Annotated in this window: 20 protein-coding genes; all 20 read left to right on the top strand. The window is 55.8% G+C overall.

The genetic code is table 11. The annotated features are described in order from the left end of the window. Positions 1-167: 167 nt before the first annotated feature. Positions 168-2,678, top strand: a complete 2,511-nt coding sequence (plsB, locus tag IB261_RS08005; RefSeq protein ID WP_151186265.1) for a glycerol-3-phosphate 1-O-acyltransferase PlsB — start codon at positions 168-170, stop codon at positions 2,676-2,678. A gap of 89 nt (positions 2,679-2,767) precedes the next feature. Next, the gene (locus IB261_RS08000; RefSeq protein WP_192381914.1) at positions 2,768-3,214 is read left to right on the top strand and encodes a low molecular weight protein-tyrosine-phosphatase; all 447 of its coding nucleotides are present in this window, start codon (positions 2,768-2,770) and stop codon (positions 3,212-3,214) included. A gap of 149 nt (positions 3,215-3,363) precedes the next feature. Next, positions 3,364-4,416, top strand: coding sequence for a glycosyltransferase family 4 protein (locus IB261_RS07995; protein WP_192381912.1), 1,053 nt, complete (start codon positions 3,364-3,366; stop codon positions 4,414-4,416). 223 nt (positions 4,417-4,639) lie between these two features. Next, positions 4,640-5,086, top strand: a complete 447-nt coding sequence (locus IB261_RS07990; RefSeq protein ID WP_151189634.1) for a low molecular weight protein-tyrosine-phosphatase — start codon at positions 4,640-4,642, stop codon at positions 5,084-5,086. Positions 5,087-5,108: 22 nt separating this feature from the next. Beyond that, entirely contained in the window at positions 5,109-7,352 is a 2,244-nt protein-coding gene (locus tag IB261_RS07985; RefSeq protein WP_192381910.1) for a polysaccharide biosynthesis tyrosine autokinase, read from the top strand. A 37-nt stretch (positions 7,353-7,389) separates the two neighbouring features. Next, positions 7,390-7,887: a transcription/translation regulatory transformer protein RfaH gene (rfaH, locus tag IB261_RS07980; RefSeq protein WP_192381908.1), complete on the top strand. Its 498-nt coding sequence runs from the start codon at positions 7,390-7,392 to the stop codon at positions 7,885-7,887. 224 nt (positions 7,888-8,111) lie between these two features. After that, complete coding sequence (locus IB261_RS07975) at positions 8,112-9,344, top strand: hypothetical protein (protein WP_192381906.1); 1,233 nt, start codon at positions 8,112-8,114, stop codon at positions 9,342-9,344. Beyond that, positions 9,341-10,546: an oligosaccharide flippase family protein gene (locus IB261_RS07970; protein ID WP_192381904.1), complete on the top strand. Its 1,206-nt coding sequence runs from the start codon at positions 9,341-9,343 to the stop codon at positions 10,544-10,546. The genes IB261_RS07975 and IB261_RS07970 overlap by 4 nt, the downstream gene beginning before the upstream one ends. Further along, positions 10,539-11,660 carry a polysaccharide pyruvyl transferase family protein gene (locus IB261_RS07965; protein ID WP_192381902.1) on the top strand — a complete coding sequence of 374 codons (1,122 nt, stop codon included), beginning with the start codon at positions 10,539-10,541 and terminating at the stop codon, positions 11,658-11,660. Before IB261_RS07970 ends, IB261_RS07965 begins: the two co-directional genes overlap by 8 nt. Then, complete coding sequence (locus tag IB261_RS07960; protein WP_192381900.1) at positions 11,641-12,774, top strand: glycosyltransferase; 1,134 nt, start codon at positions 11,641-11,643, stop codon at positions 12,772-12,774. The genes IB261_RS07965 and IB261_RS07960 overlap by 20 nt, the downstream gene beginning before the upstream one ends. Positions 12,775-13,691: 917 nt before the next feature. After that, positions 13,692-14,672 carry an IS5 family transposase gene (locus IB261_RS07955; RefSeq protein WP_192381897.1) on the top strand — a complete coding sequence of 327 codons (981 nt, stop codon included), beginning with the start codon at positions 13,692-13,694 and terminating at the stop codon, positions 14,670-14,672. 378 nt (positions 14,673-15,050) lie between these two features. After that, the gene (locus IB261_RS07950) at positions 15,051-16,466 is read left to right on the top strand and encodes an undecaprenyl-phosphate glucose phosphotransferase (RefSeq protein ID WP_192381895.1); all 1,416 of its coding nucleotides are present in this window, start codon (positions 15,051-15,053) and stop codon (positions 16,464-16,466) included. A 166-nt stretch (positions 16,467-16,632) separates the two neighbouring features. Beyond that, positions 16,633-17,742 (top strand): polysaccharide biosynthesis/export family protein, encoded by a 1,110-nt coding sequence (locus IB261_RS07945; protein ID WP_081517857.1) that lies wholly within the window; start codon positions 16,633-16,635, stop codon positions 17,740-17,742. A 9-nt stretch (positions 17,743-17,751) separates the two neighbouring features. Continuing rightward, positions 17,752-18,408, top strand: a complete 657-nt coding sequence (locus IB261_RS07940; RefSeq protein WP_192381893.1) for a YjbF family lipoprotein — start codon at positions 17,752-17,754, stop codon at positions 18,406-18,408. Continuing rightward, the gene (locus IB261_RS07935; protein WP_192381891.1) at positions 18,405-19,178 is read left to right on the top strand and encodes a capsule biosynthesis GfcC family protein; all 774 of its coding nucleotides are present in this window, start codon (positions 18,405-18,407) and stop codon (positions 19,176-19,178) included. Before IB261_RS07940 ends, IB261_RS07935 begins: the two co-directional genes overlap by 4 nt. After that, positions 19,175-21,262, top strand: a complete 2,088-nt coding sequence (locus tag IB261_RS07930; protein WP_192381889.1) for a YjbH domain-containing protein — start codon at positions 19,175-19,177, stop codon at positions 21,260-21,262. The genes IB261_RS07935 and IB261_RS07930 overlap by 4 nt, the downstream gene beginning before the upstream one ends. Positions 21,263-21,346: 84 nt before the next feature. Then, positions 21,347-22,405, top strand: a complete 1,059-nt coding sequence (gene rfbB, locus IB261_RS07925) for a dTDP-glucose 4,6-dehydratase (protein WP_192381887.1) — start codon at positions 21,347-21,349, stop codon at positions 22,403-22,405. Further along, entirely contained in the window at positions 22,402-23,307 is a 906-nt protein-coding gene (gene rfbD, locus IB261_RS07920; protein WP_192381885.1) for a dTDP-4-dehydrorhamnose reductase, read from the top strand. The genes rfbB and rfbD overlap by 4 nt, the downstream gene beginning before the upstream one ends. After that, a complete protein-coding gene (rfbA, locus tag IB261_RS07915; RefSeq protein ID WP_192381884.1) occupies positions 23,304-24,185 on the top strand; it encodes a glucose-1-phosphate thymidylyltransferase RfbA in 882 nt (293 codons plus the stop codon). The genes rfbD and rfbA overlap by 4 nt, the downstream gene beginning before the upstream one ends. Next, positions 24,185-24,733: a dTDP-4-dehydrorhamnose 3,5-epimerase gene (gene rfbC, locus IB261_RS07910; protein ID WP_192381882.1), complete on the top strand. Its 549-nt coding sequence runs from the start codon at positions 24,185-24,187 to the stop codon at positions 24,731-24,733. The genes rfbA and rfbC overlap by 1 nt, the downstream gene beginning before the upstream one ends. Positions 24,734-24,825: the final 92 nt, after the last annotated feature.

The following is a 24,825-nucleotide window of genomic DNA, read 5'->3' as shown; positions in this document are numbered from 1 at the left end:
CGGAACCTCCATAGAATGTCATCCCCTAAATGGCAGGATAGCCGCAGTCCACGGGGTGTCCGCCCGCGCCGACCAAGCGCTCGTGACTTTGCTGGCGGGGGCCTAATCCGGCAAACTAGCCGGCCTGAGCAATCGCTCGTTTTACCTACGCCAGCCATAGGGCCTGTATGCCTCGTTACCCGTTCCGCCGCTTCGGTTTTGGTGCCCTGCGCCGCCTGCTGTACCTCTGGGTGCGCTCGGAAACCATCAACCAGTCGGCCTTCAGCCTGAAGATCGACCGCAGCAAACCGGTCCTCTACGTCCTGCAGCAGCCCTCGGTGACCGACCTTGCCGTGGTCGATACCGAGTGCCGCAAGGCCGGCCTGCCGCGTCCGGTGATGCCGGTGGCAGTGGGTGAATCCATCGAGCCGGCGGCCTTCTTCTACCTGACGCCCGAGCCCGACTGGCTCGGCCGCCAGGACAAGCGCGGCGCGCCGCCAGCGCTGGTGCGCATGCTCGGCGCCATCGGCCAGAACGGCATCGACGATGCGCAGATCGTTCCGGTCAGCGTGTTCTGGGGCCAATCCCCGGACAGCGAGAAGAGCGCCTGGAAGCTGCTGTTCGCCGACAACTGGGCCGTCACCGGCCGCCTGCGCAAACTGGCGCGCATCCTCATCCTCGGCCGCAAGACCCGCGTGCAGTTCTCCGCGCCCATCCACCTGCGCGAACTGGTAGAACAAAACAAGGGCCACGAGCGCACCCTGCGCATGGTCCAGCGCATCCTGCGGGTGCACTTCCGCAACCAGAAGACCGCGGTAATCGGCCCGGACCTCTCCCACCGCCGCACCCTGGTCAAGGGCCTGCTGCGCGCGCCGCTGGTGCGCCAGGCGATCCAGGAAGAATGCGATACCCAGAAGATCTCCCAGGACAAGGCCGAGGCCGCTGCCCTGCGCTACGCCAACGAAATCGCCGCGGATGTTTCCTACCCGGTGATCCGCTTCCTCGAAGTGACCCTGACCTGGTTCTGGAACAAGCTCTACGAGGGCGTGAAGGTCAACCACATCGAGCGCGTGCAGGAAGTCGCCCAGGGCCACGAGATCGTCTACGTGCCCTGCCACCGCAGCCACATCGACTACCTGCTGCTGTCCTACCTGCTGTTCCGCAACGGCCTGACCCCGCCGCACATTGCCGCCGGCATCAACCTCAACATGCCCGTGGTGGGCTCGATCCTGCGTCGTGGCGGTGCCTTCTTCATGCGCCGCAGCTTCAAGGGCAACCAGTTGTACACCGCGGTGTTCAACGAATACCTGCACACGCTGTTCAGCCGCGGTTTCTCCACCGAGTACTTCGTCGAAGGCGGCCGCTCCCGCACCGGGCGCATGCTGCACCCGCGCACCGGGATGCTGGCGATCACCCTGCGCAGCTTCCTGCGCGACTCGCGCCGGCCCATCGTCTTCGTCCCCGTGTACATCGGCTACGAGCGCGTGCTCGAAGGCCGCACCTACCTGGGCGAACTGCGCGGCGCGACGAAGAAGAAGGAGTCGATCTTCGACATCTTCAAGGTCGTCGGCGCACTGAAGCAGCGCTTCGGCCAGGTCTGGGTGAACTTCGGCGAGCCGATCCACCTCGACGACTTCCTCGACCAGCAGCAGCCGGACTGGCGCCAGCAGGAACTGGGGCCGGAATACCGTCCGGCGTGGCTGTCGGAAACCACCAACCACCTGGCTCGCGACGTCGCCCGTCATCTCAACGACGCTGCGGCGATCAACCCGGTGAACCTGGTCGCCCTGGCGCTGCTATCCACCACCCGCCTGGCCCTGGACGAAACCGCCCTGGCGCGGGTGATCGACCTCTACCTCGACCTGCTGCGCAAGGTGCCCTACTCGCCCAGCGCCACGCTGCCCGAGGGCGACGGCCACGAGCTGATCGAGTACGTGAAGAGCATGAACCTGCTCAGCGAGCAGAAGGACGCCCTCGGCCGTATCTGCTATCTCGACGAGCAGAACGCGGTGCTGATGACCTACTACCGCAACAACGTGCTGCACATCTTCGCCCTGCCGGCGCTGATCGCCAGCTTCTTCCAGAACAGCGGGCGGATCAGCCGCGAGCAGCTGCTGCGCTACACCCGCGCGCTGTACCCGTACCTGCAGGCGGAACTGTTCATCCGCTGGAGCCTGGACGAGCTGGACGCCGTGGTCGATCAGTGGCTGCAGGCCATGGTCGCCAGCGAACTGCTCAGGCAGGAGAACGACACCTTCATCCGCCCGCCGCCCAGCTCGCGCCAGTACGTGCTGCTGACCCTGCTGGCCCGCGCCATCGCACAGACCCTGCAGCGCTTCTACATGTCCATCTCGCTGGTGCTCAACGCCGGGCAGAAGCAGCTCACCGCCGAGGAACTGGAAAACCTCTGCACCGTGATGGCCCAGCGCCTGTCGGTGCTCCACGGTCTCAACGCCCCGGAATTCTTCGACAAGAGCCTGTTCCGCCACTTCATCCAGACCCTGCTGGACGAAGGCGTGCTGCGCAAGGACGAGCACGGCAAGCTGAGCTACCACGAGCTGCTCGGCGAACTGGCCGAAGGTGCCGCCAAGCGCGTGCTGCCGGCGGAGATCCGACTGTCCATCCGCCAGGTCGCCCTGGAGCGACCACCCCAGGAAGAAAGCTCCCCCACCGAGCCCCCGGCTGCCAGCCAGGGCTGATCCGCCCTCCTGCCGGCGGCTTGACGCCCCCGCACCGCGACCGATAGATTTCTGACGATCTACCCTCGGTCGCGGTCAGGACGCTCCCCGTGTTCAACAGGATTCTGATCGTCTGCGTCGGCAACATCTGCCGCAGCCCCATCGCCGAACACCTGCTGCGCGAGTCCCTGCAGGGCAGCGACATCGCCGTGGCCTCCGCCGGGCTCAGCGCGCTGGTCGGCCACTCCATCGACAACACCGCCCTCGCTACCCTTCGCCGTCACGGCCACCATCCCCAACCGCACCGCGCCCGCCAGCTCACCGCCGAACTGGTCCACGAGGCCAACCTCGTCCTGGTGATGGAGCAATCGCAGATCCAGAGCGTTATCCGCCTGGCCCCCGAGGCTCGCGGCAAGACCTTCCTGCTGGGCAAGTGGCAGACCGACCAGGAGATTCCGGACCCTTATCGCAAAGGCCCGGAGGCCTTCGAGCGCGCGTATGCGCTGATCGAATCCGCGGTAGCTCCCTGGGGCGATCGACTGCGGATTCGCCGGTAATTTGACGAACAACCATCTTCCCGACAAAAGCGTCAGAAAACCTTACAAAACGATGATGAAAAAGGCTACGCTCTAGCCCAGCAAGACCATATTCAGCTGTTTGGTCTCCCAGTTACGACAAGTAATTTTCCAGGGGCCTACATCGCTTTATGAAGATCCTGCACATCACCGAGTCCTTTGGCGGCGGCGTCACCTCGGCCATCAACTCCTACATCCTCAACTCCCAGCAGCATGAACACTACCTGCTGGCCTCGGTGCGCAAGGGCGACACCACGGGAGAGGAAAGCCAGGGCCTGTTCAAGCACATGGAACTGGTGCCCCGCCGTCTTTCCAGCCTCGCCCGGGTGAAGCCGTACATCGATCGTGTGCAGCCGGATGTCATCCATCTGCACAGCACCTATGCCGGCGCCCTGATCCGCGCCCTGCCCTTCATCCCCGCAAAGAAGATCGTCTACACCCCCCACGGCTTCGCCTTCCTGCGCGGCGACCACCCCATGATGCTCAAGGCCTACCGGGCCATCGAATCGCTGCTGGCGAAGCGCACGGCGGTGATTGCCGGCTGCGGCCTGGACGAACAGCGCATCGCCGGGGAACTGATCGAGCCGGGGCATACCCTGGGCCTGGTGAACATCTGCGACGACCTCCCGGAAGTGCCGGCGATCCACAGCCTTACCAGCAAGCCGGTAATCGGCATGGTCGGGCGCATCAGTCGGCAGAAGGGCCACGAGTATTTCCGCGCGCTGGCAGAGGGCTGCGCAGACGTTGCGCACTTCAAGTGGATCGGTGGCGGGGACGCCCAGGTCACGGCCGAGATGATCCAGGCCGGCATCGAAGTGACCGGTTGGCGCCCGCGCGGCGAAGTCATCGCCCACATGAAGGGGCTCGACCTGTACTTCCACACGGCAGCGTGGGACGGCTTCCCCATCTCGGTCCTGGAGGCGGCGAAGCTCGATCTTCCCATCGCACTGCGGCGCATCGGTCCTTTCAGCGCGGAGGGGCTTTCCACCCTGCAGAACCTCGGCCACGCGCGCCAGGAAATTCACGCATTCATCCAGGGCGACCCCGGAACGCTTTCCCGCCTGCGTCACAATACTCACAGCATTCGGCAACTGCACTGCGGTGAACACTTACGCAGTTCACTGAGCGCGCTTTACTCTCGCTTCCCCTCAGAAACGGCCCAAAACGAACTCGCCCAGGGCTGACCCCTTCCTCCTCGAAAATGCCCTTTTCGACAGCGCTGCCCAGTCGTTCGAGGCGCTCAGAAAACGACCAGAATTGTCCGGCACTTTCATTGTTTTGACAGTATTCCCTTTAACCCTCCTCAGAGAATTCTTAAACCCCTGAAACCGGGGGAGGAGTGCATTGAATCGACCGGCCGCGAGGCTTAATTTCGCGGCCTCATTGATTCATGCAGCGGTGACAACCGTGTTCAACAGGGTACTGATGGTCTGTGCTGGCAACATCTGCCGCAGTCCTACAGCAGAACATCTCCTTCGGTATGAACTGACAGACTCCGGCGTTCATGTCTCCTCCGCCGGGCTGACGGCTCTGGTCGGCCGCCCGCTCGAGGCGCGCGCCCTTGCCACGCTCCAGCGCCATGGCCAGCAGCCCCAGGAGCACCACGCCCGGCAACTGACAGCCGAACTGCTGCAGGCCGCCGATCTGGTGCTGGCCATGGAGCAGCGCCACCTGCAAGACATCTTCCGCCAGTTTCCCGAATCCCGCGGCAAGACCTTCCTGCTCGGAAAGTGGCAGCACGACCGCGAAATTCCAGACCCCTACCGACAGAGCGACGCCGCCTTCGAGCACGCCTACGCGCTGATCGCACAAGACGCCGCAGCCTGGGCGAAACGCATTCGCCCTGCCCGCTAAGACATTCCGAGACCCCGCCACCATGCAACACCCACACACGCCCAAGCCCCAAGCCCCTGTGCTGCAAGCCTCGCACGACGATGACGAGATCGACCTGCTCGCCCTCTTCGGCACCCTGCTGGACCGCAAATGGATGATTGCCAGCATCACCGCCGGCTTCATGGTGATGGGCGTAGCCTATGCCCTGCTCGCACCGCCGGTGTACCGCGCCAGCGCCACCCTCCAGGTGGAACAGAAGAAGCCCGGCATCCCGGGCCTGTCGGACATGAGCGACCTGCTGGGTGCGCAATCGCAAGCGGTCACCGAGATCCAGCTGCTGACCTCGCGCAGCGTAATCGGCAAAGCCGTGGACAGCCTCAAACTGGATATAGATGTCCAGCCCTCGCTTTTCCCGGTGTTCGGCAACTTCCTTCATCGCCGTTATCGCCCGGAGCACCCTGGCGATATCGCACCCGCGCTGCTGGGGATGAGCCGTTTCGCCTGGGGCGGCGAAAGCCTGAAGATCTTCCAGCTCGATGTACCCGACGTACTGCTGGAAAAGCAATTGACGCTCATCGCTGGTGAGAACGGGCGCTACAGCCTGTTCGACGACGACAACAACCTGCTGGTGGAAGGCACTGTTGGCCAGCCCGCCGAGCAGAACGGCGTGAAGGTGCAGGTAGAGACCCTGGCCGCCAATCCCGGCACCCGCTTCAAGGTCACCCGCGAACGGCGGCTGAGCGCCATTCTCGACTATCAGCAGAACCTCAACGTCAGCGAAACCGGCAAGGAATCCGGCATCCTCACCCTGGCCCTGGACGACGAGCAGCCCGAACAGGCCCTCGCCGTACTCGATGCCATCAGCCAGCAGTATGTACTGCAGAACGTCGAACGAGCCTCTGCCGAAGCCGCCTCCAGCCTGGAGTTCCTACGCGGCCAACTGCCGGAAGTCCGCAAGGACCTGGAGCAGTCGGAAAACGCCCTGAGCGGCTACCAGTCCCGCGCCAAGTCGGCGGACATCAGCCTGGAAACCAAGGCCCTGCTGGACCAGATCGTCGCGCTGGACACCAGCATCTCCCAGCTGAAGCTGCAGCAGGCCGAAATGGACCACAAGTTCACCCGCCAGCACCCGGCCTACCAGGCCCTGATGCGGCAGATCGGCGAACTGACCAGCAAACAGGCCGGCCTCTCCAAACGTGTCGAAGCCCTGCCGGAAACCCAGCAGGACCTGCTGCGCCTGACCCGCGACGTACAGGTCAGTACCGCTATCTATACGCAAATGCTGAACAAGGCCCAGGAACTGGACGTCATGCGCGCCGGCGCCGTCGGCAACGTGCGCATCATCGACCCGGCCGATGTCGACACCACCAAACCGGTGAAACCCAAGAAACCCTTGATCGTTGCCATTGCGACGCTGCTGGGCCTGTTCTTCGCCATTGCCCTGGTGCTGTTGCGCAAGGCCATGAACCGTGGCATCGAAACCCCTGAAGCCATCGAGCAACTCGGCCTGCCAGTGTATGCCTCGATTCCTTACAGCGCATTGCAGAAGGCCGAAGAAGACCGGCGCAACAAGAGCAACAAGGGCTCGTTCCAGCCCGCCCCGCTGCTGGCCACCAGCCACCCCACGGACCTTGCTGTCGAGTCCCTGCGCAGCCTGCGCACCAGCCTGCACTTCGCCATGCTGGAGTCCGGCGACAACCGCCTGATGATCTCCGGGCCAAGCCCCTCGGTGGGTAAATCCTTCGTCAGCGCCAACCTGGCGGCCGTGATCGCACAAACCGGCCAACGCGTTTTGCTGGTCGATGTCGATATGCGCAAGGGCTACCTGCACAAGATCCTCAACGCACGTGAGCAAAGCGGCCTTTCCGACCTGCTGATTCGCCGCTGTGGCTTCGACAGCGCCATTCAAGCCACAAGCGTGCAGAACCTCAGCTTCATCTCCCGTGGGCAGATTCCGCCCAACCCGTCGGAACTGCTGATGCACCCCAACTTCACCGACATGCTGGAACGGGCCAGCGCCGAATTCGACCTGGTCATCCTCGACACCCCCCCTCTGCTGGCCGTGACCGATGCCGCCATCGTTGGCCGGCAGGCGGGCACCAGCCTGATCGTCACCCGCTTCGCCAAGAACGCCCAGCGAGAAATCGAACTGACCATCCGCCGCTTCGAACAGAACGGCATCGAGCTGAAGGGCGCCATCTTCAACGGCGTCGAGCGACGCGCAGCGGATTACTACGGCGCCGGGGCCTATGCCTACCAGTACGAATACGTCTCGGACAAGAGCTGAACACGCTTTCCTGCGGGGCACCCCGCATGGAGGACATATGCAAGCAATAACGGATAAGCGCTGGTACCTGCTCCAGTGCAAGCCCAGGCAGGATTTTCGTGCACTCGAACACCTGGAGAACCAAGGGTTCGAGTGCTTGCTGCCGACGCATCAGGTCGAGCGCCTGCGCAATGGCCAGTGGCTGCGCCAAGAGGAAGCATTATTCCCCGGTTACCTGTTCATCGAACTGGACACCAAGCAGGACAACTGGATGCCAATTCGCTCGACACGAGGCGTCAACCAAATCGTGCGATTTGGCGAAAACCCGCTGCCGGTTTCGAACAACATCATCGATTACTTGCGACAGAGAAATGTTCCCCTGGAGCATGAACTTGAGCCAGGAGACAAGGTAATTATCAACTGGGCCGGGACCAACGGCATCGAAGCTATTTACCTCGCCAAGGACGGAACAGAACGGGTAATTCTGCTGCTAAAGCTGCTTCAGCGCGAAGTCCAAGTAAGCGCACCTGTTCAGAGCCTGACAAGAGCCAGCTAATTAATATATTTCGTCGTTCAATCAAAACTCAACCTAATCTGCACCACGCAGACAGTATTAACAAATCATTCCGCTACGTCTCAGGAGACAAACGAAAAATCCTGGGGCGGTAGCATTCAAAATATTTGGACAGGGGCTTAGTACCTAAAGCATAAGATCCCGCATGAGAGCGACATCCAAGAATGTATTTAATCGCGACCCTGATATTGCTATCACTGCTAGTAATGCGAAAAGAAATATATCAACCAATTTCAATTTACACTCTATGGCTTTCCCTTTATCCAATAGTATCAATAATACTCTTGGAGCACTTTCCAGACAGCATTCCAGAAATCGTACCAAAATTCGCAAACGAGACAATAGATAGATTCAAAATAATATCCTTGACGGCCACTACTGCGCTTGTACTCTCGTCATACCTTCCCCAAATAAAACTCACTCCACGAGAAGATTTCAAAGCTGTAGACAACATAGCTCGGGGTAAATTTTTCAAATTTCTCAGCACGGTATTAATTGCGCTCGTAGTTTTATCTATCGCAACACACAAAGACATATATCTAAATGGATATATTTATCAAAATCTCCGCGCTTCAGATTGGGCACCTGAGATTGCAAATGCGATAAACACCGTCACAACACTAGAACTGCTATTTCTTATATCACTCCAAGGGTTATTTCTATCCACCCCCGTAGAAAAATTAGCGAAAGAAAAATACTTCAAGATAATAATAGCCACATACATAATAATAAAAATATTAACTGGTAGCAGACTGCTACTGGTAGTCCTCGGACTTTCTTTTTTCTACACATCAGAAAACTTCAAACGTAAAAAGCTTAATCAGAGCCGAGCTATCCTTCTAGGGATAGCTATATTAGCAATGTTTACAGCATTTAACCTAGTGCGCTCCCCCGACAGCAGAAATATAGCCAAGGCAACCATGAACTTTAGCTATGAATTTCTATTTGCGTCAATAAGCGCTCTAAACTCAGTGGAACTTTCAGGCAAGCCGGATACTCCTGATTTTTTTGAAACATTAGGCGACTCAATAAAATCCATAGTCCCTAGTCTAATTATGGGAGGGGCAAATGAGAAAACATCTACACTTAACTACGAAAGCTGGAAATCAAAAATTGGTGGTTTCCAAAGAATAAGCCCCGTGGGAGGGTACTATCTCCCTGGGCAGGTGTATCTAACAACAAGCAGTCTACTTTCGGTATTTGCATACTTCCTAGGACTGGGAAGCCTACTGAAGCTAGCCGAAAGAAAAATAAAATCAAACACAAAACTCATAACAAAAATAATATATCTGCAAATCTGCACTTTTGGAATTGTATTTGGCGCCAGAACTGAAATATGGATATACCACAAAATGTATATTCAGCAATTCATACTAACATCTTTTTTCATATACTTTCTGTGGCTAGCGTTTAGACAAATAAAGAAATCAATTAAATGATTGCATTCTTATACAGAGGAATATTGGCTGCTAGTGGATTCATAATATCAACACTACTAGCAAGATTTACCTCAATAGCCGAATTTGGAAATATATCAATCTATGCAAACTACATTAGCTTTGCCATTCCCATAATAACTTGCGGCGCTAGTACTCAAATCATAAAATCTGGCCGCCTCCATCAAAATGTCACAAACCTCAGGGCCAGCCGGTACGCTTTCGTCGCTGTCCTTCTCTCGTTGATCAGCTTAGCACCCACTTATTTACTCTCAAAGTCTGTATATATAACCTCATTGATATCAATAGTTATAATAACAACATCGCTATGCATTCTAAAATCGGATTCGTTTAGATCCCGTCTGAACTTCCGAGCAGCATTTCTACTTGGAAATGGAAACGCTTCAGTTGGGTATTTTATCTCAGGGATACTTCCTACAGCATTCTTTACAGCCGCTATATGCATAGTACATTTATTCAAACCACTAACAATAGAAAGAATTTTTCTATTGGCGATAGCAGCAAACCTTGTAGCATTATTTATTTACAGACTAGAAAAAATAGAAATACCCTCAAAGAAGTGGATTAAAAAAGCAATTAAAATCGGAATTCCAAACATCACAATTATCACTCTTCTTTCTATAATTTCAGCGCAAGAACTAATTATAATTAAAACAATAAGCAACACAGAGACAGTCGCCGCATACGCAATATCTATTCGACTCTCCAGCCTACTCTTAATTACACACACCATCTTTTCATCTCTTTGTCAGCCCTATTTTTCAATAATCCACAGAAAATCCTCAAAAGACAAATTAAAAGAACTCAGCAAGTACTCAAAAATTACGCTAACCATACTAATAATCCCTCTATTAATTTATGGAAAAACAATTATAAGCACTCTCTTTGGCCCAAACTACGAGGCGACAGTCGAAATCAATGCGTTCAATCTAAAACTAGTCTCGATATACATATATGGAGTTCTTGGATTCAATATATCAGAATTGATTCTAAGCAAAAGACCGAGAAACCTCATGTACCTGTGCGCAATATGCGCCTGCATCTATCCAGCCAGCACATATATCCTATATTACTCCATTGACCTATCCGCTCAATCATCTTGCGCTATTAGCTTTTCGATTTCATTCACTTTACTGTCACTTGGCGCAAAAATAATGAATACCAGGAAGATAAATCATGCATAAAAAAATAGTGCTATATGGGCAATCCGATCATGACAATTTCGGGGATTCATTGATCTACTTAGAATACATAAATTTACTAAAGCGAATAGCCCCTGAAATAGAGCCCATGATTTATGGATGCTCCAATATTTTCAGCGATCGACTAGTCAACGAAAATGCAAGCTTCGGGATCATTCCTCTTGGTGCTCCTCTCCCCTCCGACGTCCTAGCACATATATTTGTTCCTGGTGGTTACTTTGGCTGCCCGGATTTAACTGATATTATGTGGCAAAAAAACTGGGCAAAAAAAAATATAATAAGTCATGCAATACGCTCCAGTCTATCTGCCCCTGCGCCCAGACTGATTCATGGAGTTGAATTTGGGCCAAGGCTAAAGCCAATTGTATTTGGAAAAATAAAGAGCCTCCTCATGAGCACCAATAAGAAGAGGATATATAGCCGAAATTCGGGAAGCTCTGATTATGCAAATAAAAACCTTGGCGTATCCCCCAATACACTCCCGGACTTCATTTTAGGATGCTCAATAGAGCCTCCTAAAGAGGCTTTATTTGAATTAGGTATACATGCAACTGGAAAAGTCTTCGGAAATAACATATTCGCGAAAAATTTTAGAAAATGCCTACTTCAGTCCATTCTTAAAAGAGATCTAAATAAAGTATGCATATTCTCGGATCAAAAAATAAAGCCTGAGCACACACCTGCAATATTCGCCACCACCGAACTTCTAGAAGCTCATGGAATAAATGTCCAGACCCGTAACTACGAAGGAATATCCGAAACACTTAAAACAATAAGCGAATGCAAAACTGTTATTACAACAAAGCTGCACGTGGGCGTTTGCGCAATAGTTTATAAAAACAAATCCATTTGCTTTTCCAGCCATCCCAAACTGTACCGATTTTATAAAGACAACGGACTAGTCGAGCGGATTGAGAGTTACTTCCTGAGCACTAACCACAGAAAGATAACCAAAATACTGCAAACATTGGACGCTGATTGGGAAGAATACTCTAACCAGCAACTAATCAAGAATCTGAACTCCACCGGTAATGAGTACTTAAAATCTCTATCTGATTTTTTAAACGGAATAGCTCATGAGACGAGAACCCCTTAATGCTGTCTTTTTAGTCAGAGACGACTTTCATGAAAAATTTGGAGGCGACACTTTCCAAATTCAAAATTACATAAACAATACAAGAGATATCGCCTTTAAAATCCTAACGCTTGCAGAGTTTAGAAGGAATAAAGAAAAATTCGACGCATATATAATAACAAACATCGATAGATCATTTGAGGTTATTGAATTTCACAATGCATTAAAGTCTAATTTTCTACTTGAAAGAACATTCGTACTCACTATACATCATGACTTCAGAGTAGTCGAGAAATTCAACACAAGAAGAATACAGCGCAAAACAGGATTGTCAGTCAGAATTTCTCCTTTATACATTGAGAAATTCAAAGCCATTTATCGATCAATCCGACACGGGCGATATTTGTTAGAGTCCCTAAAACATCTTTTCTTCATAAACTACCAAAAGAACATAAGGCAATTAATTAAAAACTGCAGAGGGATAATTTGCATCGCAAACGGGGAGCTGAACTCAATACTACGAGACTTCGCCATTGAAATCACACCAAACCATGTAATAATAAGAAACGGGATAAATAAATCATATAAAACAAGCGATTCAGATCGACACATAGATATCCTTGTATGCGGAAGAATTGAAGAGAGAAAGAACCAGATAGGGATAATCGAAGCTTGCAGAAAGCTAAATTATAACTTTTTCTTCATAGGCAACATCAACACCAACAACAATGGATACGGAAGAGAATTCCTAAAAAAAATTTCATCCTTAAATAATTTCAAATATATTGGCTCATGTTCTCCTGAAGAGATTCATGCTTACTATCAGCAGAGCAAATGCCACTTATCTGCTAGCTACTTCGAAGTTTCATCACTAGTTGATCTTGAGTCTTATTACAGTGGGTGCACCGTAATTTCTTCGGAAAACGGCTACTCAAATGAAATACTTAATGCTCCTGGTCTATACACAGTTGACCCATTCAACCTTGAAGACATAGAAAACAAAGTCAAACTAGCTCTTCATAGCTACTCAATTACAGGCCCCTTTCCACGGGAAGCAGAAGAATTAACTTGGGAACACGCAGGGCAGCGATTAAATGATTGGCTCGCAACACAAATATCTAATATCAATAGTTGATTATCATAAATCCAACTCAGTTACATCCCTCATACACTCAATAGAGCACGCATTTAGGGATCAGGACTATTGGGTGACAGTCGTTGACAACAGTTGTACTCCAAAAAACGCAGAAATGCTCCTGGCTATAACATCTAGCAGAGTGTCAATTGAGATATCCGACTCCAACATTGGATATACAAAGGCAACTAATCGCTCAGTAAACAGAGACAGTGAATATCTAATAATAATAAATCCTGACATCGAAATCCCCGAAACATTCAACATACAAAATCTCACTAGCACCCTCGATTCAGATCCAGAGATTGGGGTGATAGGCGTTAAGCAGGTAAATCCCGATAACTCAATTGCTCCTGCGATAAGACGTTACCCTAGCCTAATCGCTCAAATATCTAGGCGAACTCCTTTAAAGAATCTCTATCCTTTTAAGGCAATTGTCGAAAACTACGAATGTTCCGATATTGATTGGGGCATTCCAACCGAGGTCGATTGGCTACAAAGCTCGTTTTGGCTTATGAAAAAGGAAACATGGGATCTGCTCGGCGGACTGGATACTAGGTTCAACATATTTATGTCAGACCCTGATTTTTGCTTAAGATTAAAAAAAATTGGACTAAAGTCATATTACATCCCATCGCAATGGGTCCGAGCGGATGGCAAAAGAGCAAGTAGCGGAGGTATTTTAAGCATATTTAAAAGCAGACCATTAAGAATTCACTTATTAGACTCGATCAAATACTACTTAAAACACTATCAAAACGCATAACGCCCCAATACTAACACCGCGCATACAACACACCATACAAATTACACACCAAGTCAACGTATAAATTAATCTCGCGCACTTCCTAGGGAAACTCTGAAGAAAACCTCCCAAATCTGTTGAAATATACCGATCCCATTGCCTGAGTTTCCCGATGAAGCAGATAACCTTCGCTGACGCCGAGTACGCCGGCAAGCGCAAGCAGACCCGCAAGGAATTGTTCCTGATCGAGATGGATCGGGTGGTGCCGTGGCAGGGGCTGATCCCCCTGATCGAGCCGCACTACCCCAAGGGTGAAGGTGGTCGTCCGGCGTACCCGTTGATGGCGATGCTACGCGTGCATCTGCTGCAGAACTGGTTTGGCTACAGCGACCCGGCAATGGAAGAAGCGCTGTACGAGACCACGATCCTGCGCCAGTTTGCCGGGCTGAACCTTGAGCGCATCCCGGATGAAACCACGATCCTCAACTTCCGGCGCCTGTTGGAGCGGCATGAGTTGGCGGCAGGGATTCTGGCGGTGATTAATGGCTACTTGGGTGACCGGGGCCTGTCGTTGCGCCAGGGCACCATCGTCGATGCGACGCTGATCCATGCGCCCAGTTCGACCAAGAACAAAGACGGCAAGCGCGACCCGGAAGTGCACCAGACCAAGAAGGGCAACCAGTACTACTTTGGAGCGAAAGCGCACGTTGGCGTCGACGAAGACTCAGGCCTGGTGCATAGCTTGGTGGTCACGGCGGCGAATGTCGCGGACGTCACCCAGGTCAACAAACTGCTGCATGGCGAAGAGAACGTGGTGTGCGCCGATGCTGGTTATACCGGGGTCGAGAAGCGTGAAGAACATACCGGGCGGAAGGTTATCTGGCAGATTGCGGCTCGGCGCAGCACCTACCAGAAACATGGCAAGCACAGTGTCTTGTACCACGCGCTGCGCAAGATCGAGAAAGCCAAGGCCCAGGGGCGGGCGAAGGTCGAGCATCCGTTCCGGGTGATCAAACGGCAGTTCGGCTACACCAAGGTACGCTTCCGGGGCCTGGCGAAGAACACCGCGCAGATGCTCACGCTGTTCGCTCTGTCGAACCTGTGGATGGCCCGCCGATATTTGCTGGCCGGCGCAGGAGAGGTGCGTCTGTAATACGGAAAATGGCTGCTGCGAGGTGCTCGCGGCGACCCAAAACACGGAGATGAGTGGCTGATCTGATCGCGTTGGATTGATTGGCAGCTTTCAAAGTCGGCAGGTGCTGAAGTCGGCCAGTTACTCATGGCTACTTCAGTCCATCCCAAGGTGATCAAACGAAGAACTTCTCACATGAAGATATTACTATCATTGTCGATCAGCAATGGTAAAGGGGGGCTGCATTTCAACAGCTAACCCAAGTATAGCCATTAATAATCACACAACCTGACAAATCCTCCCTTCGAAATCGGCAAGAACTGAATTTAATCAAGAATACGGGATTAGTTCAAACCATACCTAAATGTGCACAGAAAATCTCCTATACGGAACAACTCAATGAACAAAGTGGATCGCGGAATTCTCCGCCCCCATCAAGCCACTATCTCCGTCCTGCAGAAATTACTCGACCTCTGTGTTATCTGCTTCAGTATGGAACTGGTGCTCTTTGCCAATAAAGACCGCTGGGACTATTCAGCGGTCATCGCAACGCTGTTTGCCCTGGTTATCTTCTATTTGCTCAGCGACTTCGGTCAGCTGTACACCTCCTGGCGAGGTGAGCGAACGCGCGAAGAACTACGAAAGGTAGCCGGCATCTGGGCAGTCAGCTTCGCGGGAGTGGCTGTCGCTGACTATCTGATTCCTGAAATCACCCTGCTCGATGCAAAAGGTCAGGTTCAGTGGTTTTCTCTGGTACTGATCAGCCTCGGTGGCTATCGCATTCTGTTGCGCTCCGGCCTGCATGCGCTGCGGCGGCGCGGTTTCAATACCCGCTCGATCGCCATTGCCGGAGCCGGCTCGCTGGGGCAACGCCTGGCCAGCAATATTGCCGGCGCTCCGTGGATGGGCTTGGAGCTCGCCGGCTTCTACGACGATGTTCGCCGTGAGCCGGTCAGCCTGGGCAAGGGAAAGGTCCAGCTCCCCATTTCCGGTGATCTGGAGAAGCTGGTCGAGCAAGCGCGCGCCGGCAAGCTGGATCGCATCTATATCACCCTGCCCATGCGCAGCGAAGAGCGCATCAAGTGGCTGGTCGGGCAATTGAGCGATACCACCGTCTCCGTGCACATCGTGCCCGATGTTTTCGTCTTCGACCTGCTCCACGCCCGCGCGCAGAACATCGACGGCATCCCTACCATCAGTATCTTCGACAGCCCCATGGTTGGCGCTGGCGCGCTGGTCAAGCGCCTGGAAGATATCGTGCTGTCCACACTGATCCTCTGCCTGATCGTCATCCCCATGCTGCTGATCTCCGCCGCCGTAAAGTTCACCTCCCCCGGCCCGGTGTTCTTCAAGCAGAAGCGCTATGGCATCGATGGCCGCTCCATCGAAGTCTGGAAGTTCCGCAGCATGCGGGTAATGGAAAACGGTGCGAAGGTCACACAGGCCACCCGTAATGACAGCCGCATCACCCCGGTCGGCGCCTTCCTGCGCCGCACGTCGCTGGATGAGTTGCCGCAGTTCATCAACGTGCTGCTCGGCGATATGTCCATCGTCGGCCCTCGCCCCCACGCCATCGCCCACAACGAGGAATACCGCGCGCAGATCAGCAGTTACATGCTGCGTCACAAGGTCAAGCCGGGCATCACCGGCTGGGCGCAGGTGAATGGCTGGCGCGGGGAGACCGACACGCTAGAGAAGATGCAAAAGCGGGTGGAGTTCGACCTCGCCTACATCAACAACTGGTCGCTCTGGTGGGACCTGAAGATCGTCTTCCTGACCCTGTTCAAGGGATTCGTTCACCAGAACGCGTACTGAACCGCCGCCAACACGCCTTAACCAGATATCCCCTTCACCAGCCTCTCTCTTTTCTGACAGCCACCTTCCAAGTCGGTTGCTAACCTGCGCCACCTCCCAGGCTCCCGCTGCCAAACGCCGCTGAGGAAGCCTCACTGTCCATTCCATTTCCTATCCTGGCTTCGTCATGATTCGTCCATTGTCCGTCGCTATCCTTACCGCCCTCGCCTTGCAAGGCTGCATGTTCTCCCCCGGCCAGTACCTGGATACCGGGCGACTGACGCAGGAAGACTCGGCTGAATCCAGCCGCGTCCAACTGGTGCAGATCACTCCCAAACTGCTCACGATCGAAGCCGCGACACAGAAGACGGAGTCGATCCCGACGGAGCTGACCAGCTTCCACCCCGAGAGCTATCAGATCGGCGCCGGTGACCTGCTTTACATCACCGTGTGGGACCACCCCGAGCTCACCTCTCCGGCTGGCCAGCAACAACAGACCGACGCCAACGGGCGCCTGGTCCGGCCCGACGGCACGCTGTTCTACCCCTACATTGGCACCTTGCAAGTCGCCGGGCACACCATCGAAGAAGTCCGTAAGACCATCAGCCTGGCACTCTCGGCCTATGTGGAAGAGCCGCAGGTCGATATCGCCATCCTGCGCTTCGCCAGCCAGCGCGTGCTGCTCAATGGCGCCTTCATCAAGGCCGGGCCACAAGCGATCACCACGACGCCGCTGACCCTGATGGAAGCCATCGGTGCCGCCCAACTCGACACCGTCAATGCCGACCTTTCCGGCCTGACCCTACAGCGCGGCAACCAGGTCTACCCCTTGAACCTGGATGCCCTGAACACCGCGCAGGGCTCCGACCTGTACGGCCTTTATCTGAAGGACGGCGACCGCATCTATCTGCCCTACAACGACCGCAAGAAGGTCTACTTGATGGGCGAGGTCAACGCCCCGCGCGCGCTGACCTTCAAGACCCGCGACATGAACCTGGCCGATGCGCTGGGCAGTGTCGGCGGCCTGAACCAGACCACGGCCAGCGGCAAGGCGGTTTATGTCATCCGCGGAGTCGAGAACCTCGAACAGGAACGCGCCACAGTCTTCCAGCTCGACGCCAACTCGCCCACCGCGTTCATCCTGGCCCAGCAGTTCCAGCTGCAGCCGCAGGACGTGGTCTACGTTGGCCCGGCCGGCGTGACGCGCTGGAACCGCCTGATCAGCCAGTTGGTGCCGTCTGCCGGCATCCTGGGCACCGGTTCGACCGTGCAGCGCAACCTCACAAACAACAACTGACCTCCAGCCATGAACGCCCTTCGCTTGCCGCTGCTGGCCTCTCTGGCCGCCTCGCTGTGCGCCTGCAATCCCCTGATGCAAGGTTCCCTGAACACCCTCGGCGCCAGCCTCAGCCGCCCAGCGCCGCTGGAGCTGACCCGCGCTCAGGTCGAAGCCCTGCCCTATTACCAGATCCAGGCCACCACCGAGTACGGCTCGGCGGTGATGGCCCTGGTACGCATCCAGGGCGACCTGCAGTACTGGCGCACTTCTTCAGGCCAATTTCTGCTGCTGCAGGATGGCATCGTGGTGCGCACCCTGGGCTTCCCGAATGACCTGTTGAGCACAAGCCTCGGCGCTGATTCACCCTTCCACCGGGGATTGCACCGGATCACAGACGGCCAGCAGAGCCAACGCAGCGTCGATCTCGGACCTGATTATCAGCTGGGCGTCCTCGTCAATGGCCACCTCTCCCACGGCGGCACCGAGACTGTACGAATTCTCGATCAAGACCTGGCTCTCGTGCGCATCGACGAGCAGTTGAGTGCGCCCATCGAAGGAATGTCGTCGACCAATCGCTACTGGGTCGATCCCAAGGACGGTTTCATCCTGCAGAGCCAGCAGCAGGTCGCACCGGGGTTGAACGTCACCATTACCCAACTGCGCCCACTCCGGGGGCAACCATGAAGTTCGCTCGACTCTGCTGCCTGGCCGCCTGCTTCCTGGCCAGCACCTCGCTCCTCGCCGCTACCCGTATCGAAGTACTGGGCTCCCTGCCCTCCCCCGGGGAAAAGCAGATCGCCGAAGGCCTGCGCCTGGGGCAGTTGCTCGGGCAGTTGCAAGTGGACCCTCTCGGTTACTGGCTCGGTGCATCCTGGCAACGTCAAAGCCTGAAGCAGGAACAACAGCGGCTGAAGGCCGGCATCCTGTTCGATCTGATCCAGTTGCAACGTCTGGCCCGACTGCAGGACAACCCCAGCCTGGCGAACGCCGCGCGGCAGTTGAACGAGCAGGTAAGCGCACTTCCGGTGACCGGTCGAAAGATCTACCCGCTTGACCCGCTCGCCGTCGAACTGAACATGGCGCACTCACCGAAGCTGCAGGGCGGCGACCGCCTGATCTTCCCGCCCCGCCCGGACTACGTTCGCATCGTCGGCGCGGTATCGCAGGACTGCGCACTCCCATTCGTTCCGTTGCAGCAAGCCTATCGCTACGCACAACAGTGCCCCGCATTGGCCGACGCCGATCCGGACAACCTCTATCTGGTCCAGCCCGACGGCCAGGTGACGCGCCTGGGCATTGCCCTGTGGAACCGTGAAGAAGCGGTTCCGCCCGCTCCCGGTGCCGTGTTGCTGGTTCCCCTGAACACCAGCGATATCAATGCCATTGCCCCGGACCTGAACCGCGAGCTGGCCGAATTTCTCGCCACCCAGCCCTTGCCGGCGGACGCACCATGAACCTTCGCTACGGTCTTTACCCCCTGCTGGTCGTTGCCAGCCTGGCGAGCGCCGAACCCCGCTATACCCAGAATGATTTCGGCGGCGTCGGCCTGCTGCAAACCCCCACTGCGCGCATGGCGCCGGCCGGGGAAATCAGCATCAACGCCAGCCGCACCGATCCCTACTCACGCTACAGCTTCTCGTTGCAGCCGTTCGACTGGATGGAAGGCACCTTCCGCTATACATCGATCAGCAACCGCAAGTACGGCGCGGCAGACGAGAGCGGCGATCAGAGCTACAAGGACAAGGCCTTCGACGTTAAATTCCGACTGCTGCAGGAAAGCCGTTGGGCTCCCGAAATTGCGTTGGGCGGCCGTGATATTGGCGGGACCGGCTTGTTCTCCAGCGAATACCTCGTAGGCAACAAGCGCGTCGGTGACCTCGACTTCAGCCTGGGCCTGGCCTGGGGTTACATCGGCAACCGTGGCGAACTGGATAACCCGCTGGGGTGGATCGATGACAGATTCAACACACGGCCTACTTCCGAGGGCACGGGAGAGCTGAGCTCCAATAGCTACTTCCGCGGCCGCCCCTCCCCCTTCGGCGGCATCAACTGGCAAACCCCCTGGGAGCCGCTCTCGCTCAAGCTGGAATACGACGGCAACGACTACCAGCACGAGCCGCTGAACAACAACCAGAAGCAGAGTTCGCCCTTCAACATCGGCATGGTTTTCAAGGCCAACGACGCGATCGACCTGACTGCCGCCTTCGAGCGCGGCAACACGGCAATGTTCGGCATCACCTTGCACACCAACTTCGCCACGCGCACGGCACCGGCCAAGGTCAGCGACCCGGCCCCCGAACCCCTGGTGGAGCGCACGTCCGAGCCCGGTACCAGTTCGGCGGATTGGGCAGACGTCTCCCGCCGCGTTGAGGAAAATGCCGGCTACAAGGTCGAACGCATCACCCGCAAGAACAGCGAAGTGGTGGTCTATGGCGAGCAGACCCGCTACCTCTACCCGCCCGAAGCCGTCGGCCGTACCGCGCGCATCCTCGACAACAGTGCCGATGACGATGTCCAGTGGTTCACCGTCGTCGATACCCGCTACGGCCAACCCATGGTCGAAACCAGCGTACCGCGCAAAGTATTCCGCGACGTGGCCAACCAGGAACGCCCGCTGGAAGACCTGCGCCGCAGCACCGAACAGAACGTACCGCGGCCGCAGCAGGAAGAGCTGCTCTACGCACAGCAACCCGACCCGTTCAGCTACAACGTCGGCCTGGGCTACAACCAGAGCATCGGCGGGCCGGACAACTTCCTCCTCTACCAATTCACCGCCGACCTCGACAGCGAATACCGCTTCACGCCGAGCCTGTGGGCGAACGGCCTGCTCAGCGTCAACCTGATCAACAACTACGACGACTTCAAGTACGACGCCCCCAGCGGGCTGCCGCGAGTGCGCACGGACATCCGTCAGTACATGACGACCTCCAACGTCACCCTGCCGACCTTCCAGCTGAACAAGACCGCACGGCTGGACCAGGACCTCTACGGCATGGTCTACGGCGGCTACCTGGAAAGCATGTACGCCGGCGCTGGCGGCGAATTGCTGTACCGCCCAATGAATCAGGACTGGGCGCTGGGCGCCAACCTTGACCTGGTGCGCCAGCGCGATTTCGACCAGCACTTGGGCTTGCGTGACTACCAGACGGCGACCGGCTTCGTCACCCTCTACTGGCAGACCGGCTTCGAAGACATCCTCGCCACCGCAAGCGCCGGCCGCTATCTCGCACGGGACTGGGGTGGCACCCTGGACCTTTCACGGCAGTTCCGCAACGGTGTGCGTTTCGGCGCCTGGGTGACGCTGACCACCGCCAGCAAAGACGAATACGGCGAAGGCAGCTTCGACAAGGGCATGTACGTATCGATCCCCTTCGATGAGCTGATGAGCAGCTCCACCATGCGCCGCGCCAATCTCTCCTGGGACCCGCTGACCCGCGATGGCGGCGCAAGGCTCAACCACTACTACTCGTTGTATGACCTCACGGACGGGCGCGACCAGACGATGTTCCAGAACCTGTTCGGCCGGATCGTGGAATGACTGTCTCTGCGCAACTCCACTACAGGACGCATCGCGCAGGCGCTCGCTTGCGCCTTCGCCCAACTTCGTTATAGGTACCACTCCATGACAATCCTAGTCACCGGAAGCGCCGGCTTTATCGGTTCCAACTTCGTGCTCGACTGGTTGGCAGGCCGTAACGAGTCTGTCGTTAGTCTCGACAAATTGACTTATGCCGGAAACCGCCAGAATCTCGAAAGCCTGGAAACCGATCCCCGACACCTCTTCATCAAGGGAGATATCGGCGACGCAGCACTGATCGAACAGTTACTACAAAAACATCGTCCCCGCGCCATTCTCCACTTCGCTGCGGAGTCCCATGTCGATCGCTCGATCCACGGCCCAGATGAGTTTATTCAGACCAACATCGTCGGTACATTCCGCCTGCTGGAATGCACTCGTACTTACTGGCAACAACTCTCCGGCAATGAACAGGCGGTCTTCCGCTTCCTGCATGTTTCCACGGATGAAGTTTACGGCTCCTTGACACCGGAAGCCCCCGCCTTCACCGAACAACATCGCTACGAACCCAATAGCCCCTACTCCGCTTCCAAGGCCGCCTCGGACCATCTGGTGCGCGCCTATCACCATACCTACGGGCTGCCCGTCCTGACGACGAACTGCTCGAACAACTATGGGCCCTATCACTTCCCGGAAAAGCTCATTCCGCTGGTCATTCACAACGCTTTGGCAGGCAAATCCTTACCGATCTACGGAGACGGCCAACAGGTACGTGACTGGCTGTACGTGAAGGATCATTGCAGTGCCATACGGCGTGTTCTTGAAGCCGGTGCACCTGGAGAGACCTACAACATCGGTGGCTGGAACGAAAAAGCCAACCTCGATGTGGTAACGACGCTCTGCGACATCCTCGACCAGGAGCAGCCAAGACATGACGGCCAGAGTTATCGCCAGCAGATTACCTTCGTCAAGGACCGTCCTGGCCATGATCGCCGCTACGCCATCGACGCCAGCCGCCTGGAGCGTGAGCTCGGCTGGAAACCGGCAGAAACCTTCGAAACCGGCATTCGAAAAACGGTTCGCTGGTACCTCGATAATCAGGCATGGGTAGCCAATATCACCAATGGCTCCTATCGCGACTGGATTGGCAGGCAGTACGCATGAACAGAATTCTCTTATTCGGGGCTAACGGCCAAGTCGGCTGGGAACTGCAGCGCGCACTCGCTCCGCTTGGCCTGCTGATCACCTGCGATCGGGCAATGGCTGATCTGAACAGCGTTGAGGCAGTGAACGACCTGATTGCCAAGCTCCGCCCTCAGATCATCGTCAACGCCGCTGCCTACACGGCTGTGGATAAAGCCGAAACTGACGAGGCTGGCGCCCGCCGTATAAACACTGAAGCCGTTCAGGCAATGGCGGCCGCTGCCGCAAAGTCGGACGCCTGGTTGGTGCATTACTCCACCGACTACGTCTTCAGCGGCGAAGGGCATACTCCCTACACCGAAACCTCCGTGACTGGCCCCCGGAATATCTACGGTCGAACCAAGTTGGACGGTGAAGAGGCAATTCGTGCCAGCGGCTGCCGACACCTCATTTTCCGCACCAGCTGGGTATATGCAGCTCGCGGGAACAACTTCGCAAAAACCATCTTGCGACTCGCTGGCGAACGAACCGAACTCAAGGTGATAGCCGATCAGATTGGCGCCCCCACCAGCGCCGAGTTGATAGCGGATATCACGGCTCTCGTGCTCGCGCGCCTGGGCCACGCTCCCCGACTGAACACCTCAGCCAGCGGTACGTATCACTTGGTAGCCGCCGGCGAAACCAGTTGGCACGGGTTTGCACAATTCATCGTGCAACAAGCACAGCAGCAAGGCCTTGCTCTGAAGTGCCCCGCAGATCTTGTCTTGCCAATCAGTACTGCCGAGTACCCGTTACCGGCGCACCGACCAGCCAACTCACGGCTGGCTACTCATAAACTCCAGAGCACTTTCGGCGTGACACTGCCTGAATGGCAGCACCACGCTCGACGGCTGGTTCATGAATTGACAAGGCAACACCGATGAAACGTAAAGGCATCATTCTCGCCGGCGGCTCAGGCACTCGCCTGCACCCCGCCACATTGGCCATTTCCAAGCAGCTGCTGCCGGTTTATGACAAGCCAATGATCTACTACCCACTCACGACACTGATGCTGGCGGGGATACGGGACATCCTGATCATCTCCACGCCGCAAGACACACCACGCTTCGAGCAACTGCTTGGCGATGGGCATCAGTGGGGGGTGAATCTGCAATACGCGGTCCAAGCCTCTCCTGACGGCCTGGCACAGGCATTCCTGATTGGCGAACACTTCATAGGCAATGATCTCTGCGCGCTGGTGCTGGGCGACAATATCTTCCACGGCCACGACTTCCATGAACTGCTGCGCAACGCCATGCAACGAGAAGCCGGCGCGAGTGTGTTTGCCTATCACGTTCAGGACCCGGAGCGTTATGGCGTCGTCGAGTTCGACACCACTGGCAAGGCCATCAGTCTCGAAGAAAAACCGCTAACTCCGAAGTCCAGTTATGCCGTCACTGGGCTCTACTTCTATGACAACCGCGTCATCGACATAGCCAAGAGCATCAAGCCCTCCGCTCGCGGAGAATTGGAAATCACTGACGTGAACCGTTGCTACCTCGAGGCGAGCGACCTGACCGTCGAGATTATGGGCCGAGGCTATGCGTGGCTGGATACCGGCACTCATGACTCCCTGCTGGAAGCCAGCCACTTCATTGCCACCCTGGAACATCGCCAGGGGCTCAAGGTTGCCTGTCCTGAGGAAATCGCGTTCCGTCATGAATGGATCAACGCGCAAGAGCTGGAGAAGCTTGCGGAGCCTCTCTGCAAGAACGAGTACGGGAAGTACCTCAAACGTATTCTGAAAGAGACTATTTACTGATGAAAGCCACTCCCCTTGCTCTTCCTGAAGTTCTGAAAATCGAGCCCAAGGTGTTCGGCGACGACCGCGGTTTCTTTTTTGAGAGCTTCAACCACAGCCACTTTGAAGAGGCCATCGGCCGCAAGGTGCAATTCGTTCAGGACAATCATTCCCGATCCGCGAAAGGCGTTCTGCGTGGCCTGCACTATCAGATGCAGCAGCCACAGGGAAAATTGGTGAGGGTTGTCAGCGGTACGGTGTTCGACGTCGCCGTCGACCTGCGTCGCTCCTCGCCCAACTTCGGCCGTTGGGTGGGTGCTGTGCTCAGTGCCGAAAACAAACACCAGCTATGGGTGCCCGAAGGTTTCGGCCACGGTTTCATCGTCATGAGCGATTCGGCGGAGTTTCTATACAAGACCACCGACTATTACGCTCCCCAGCATGAGCGTTGCATCCGCTGGGACGACCCCGACCTGAAGATCAATTGGCCATTGGAGGGTGAGATGCCCCTTCTCTCAGCCAAGGATCTGGAGGGCAAGCTCCTGGCCAATGCTGAAACCTACGCCTAGATAAACAACAGGGCTCTCGGGCAGACATCATTGAACAAGTCATGTGCGAGGCAACTATCGCCGTGCACAATGGTCTGACGCCCCTTGGTTCA

This window comes from Pseudomonas sp. PDM20 (genome assembly GCF_014852575.3).
Classification (GTDB): Bacteria; Pseudomonadota; Gammaproteobacteria; order Pseudomonadales; family Pseudomonadaceae; genus Pseudomonas.
Note: the sequence above shows the minus strand (reverse complement) of the source record. Positions and strands in the feature narration are given on the sequence as shown.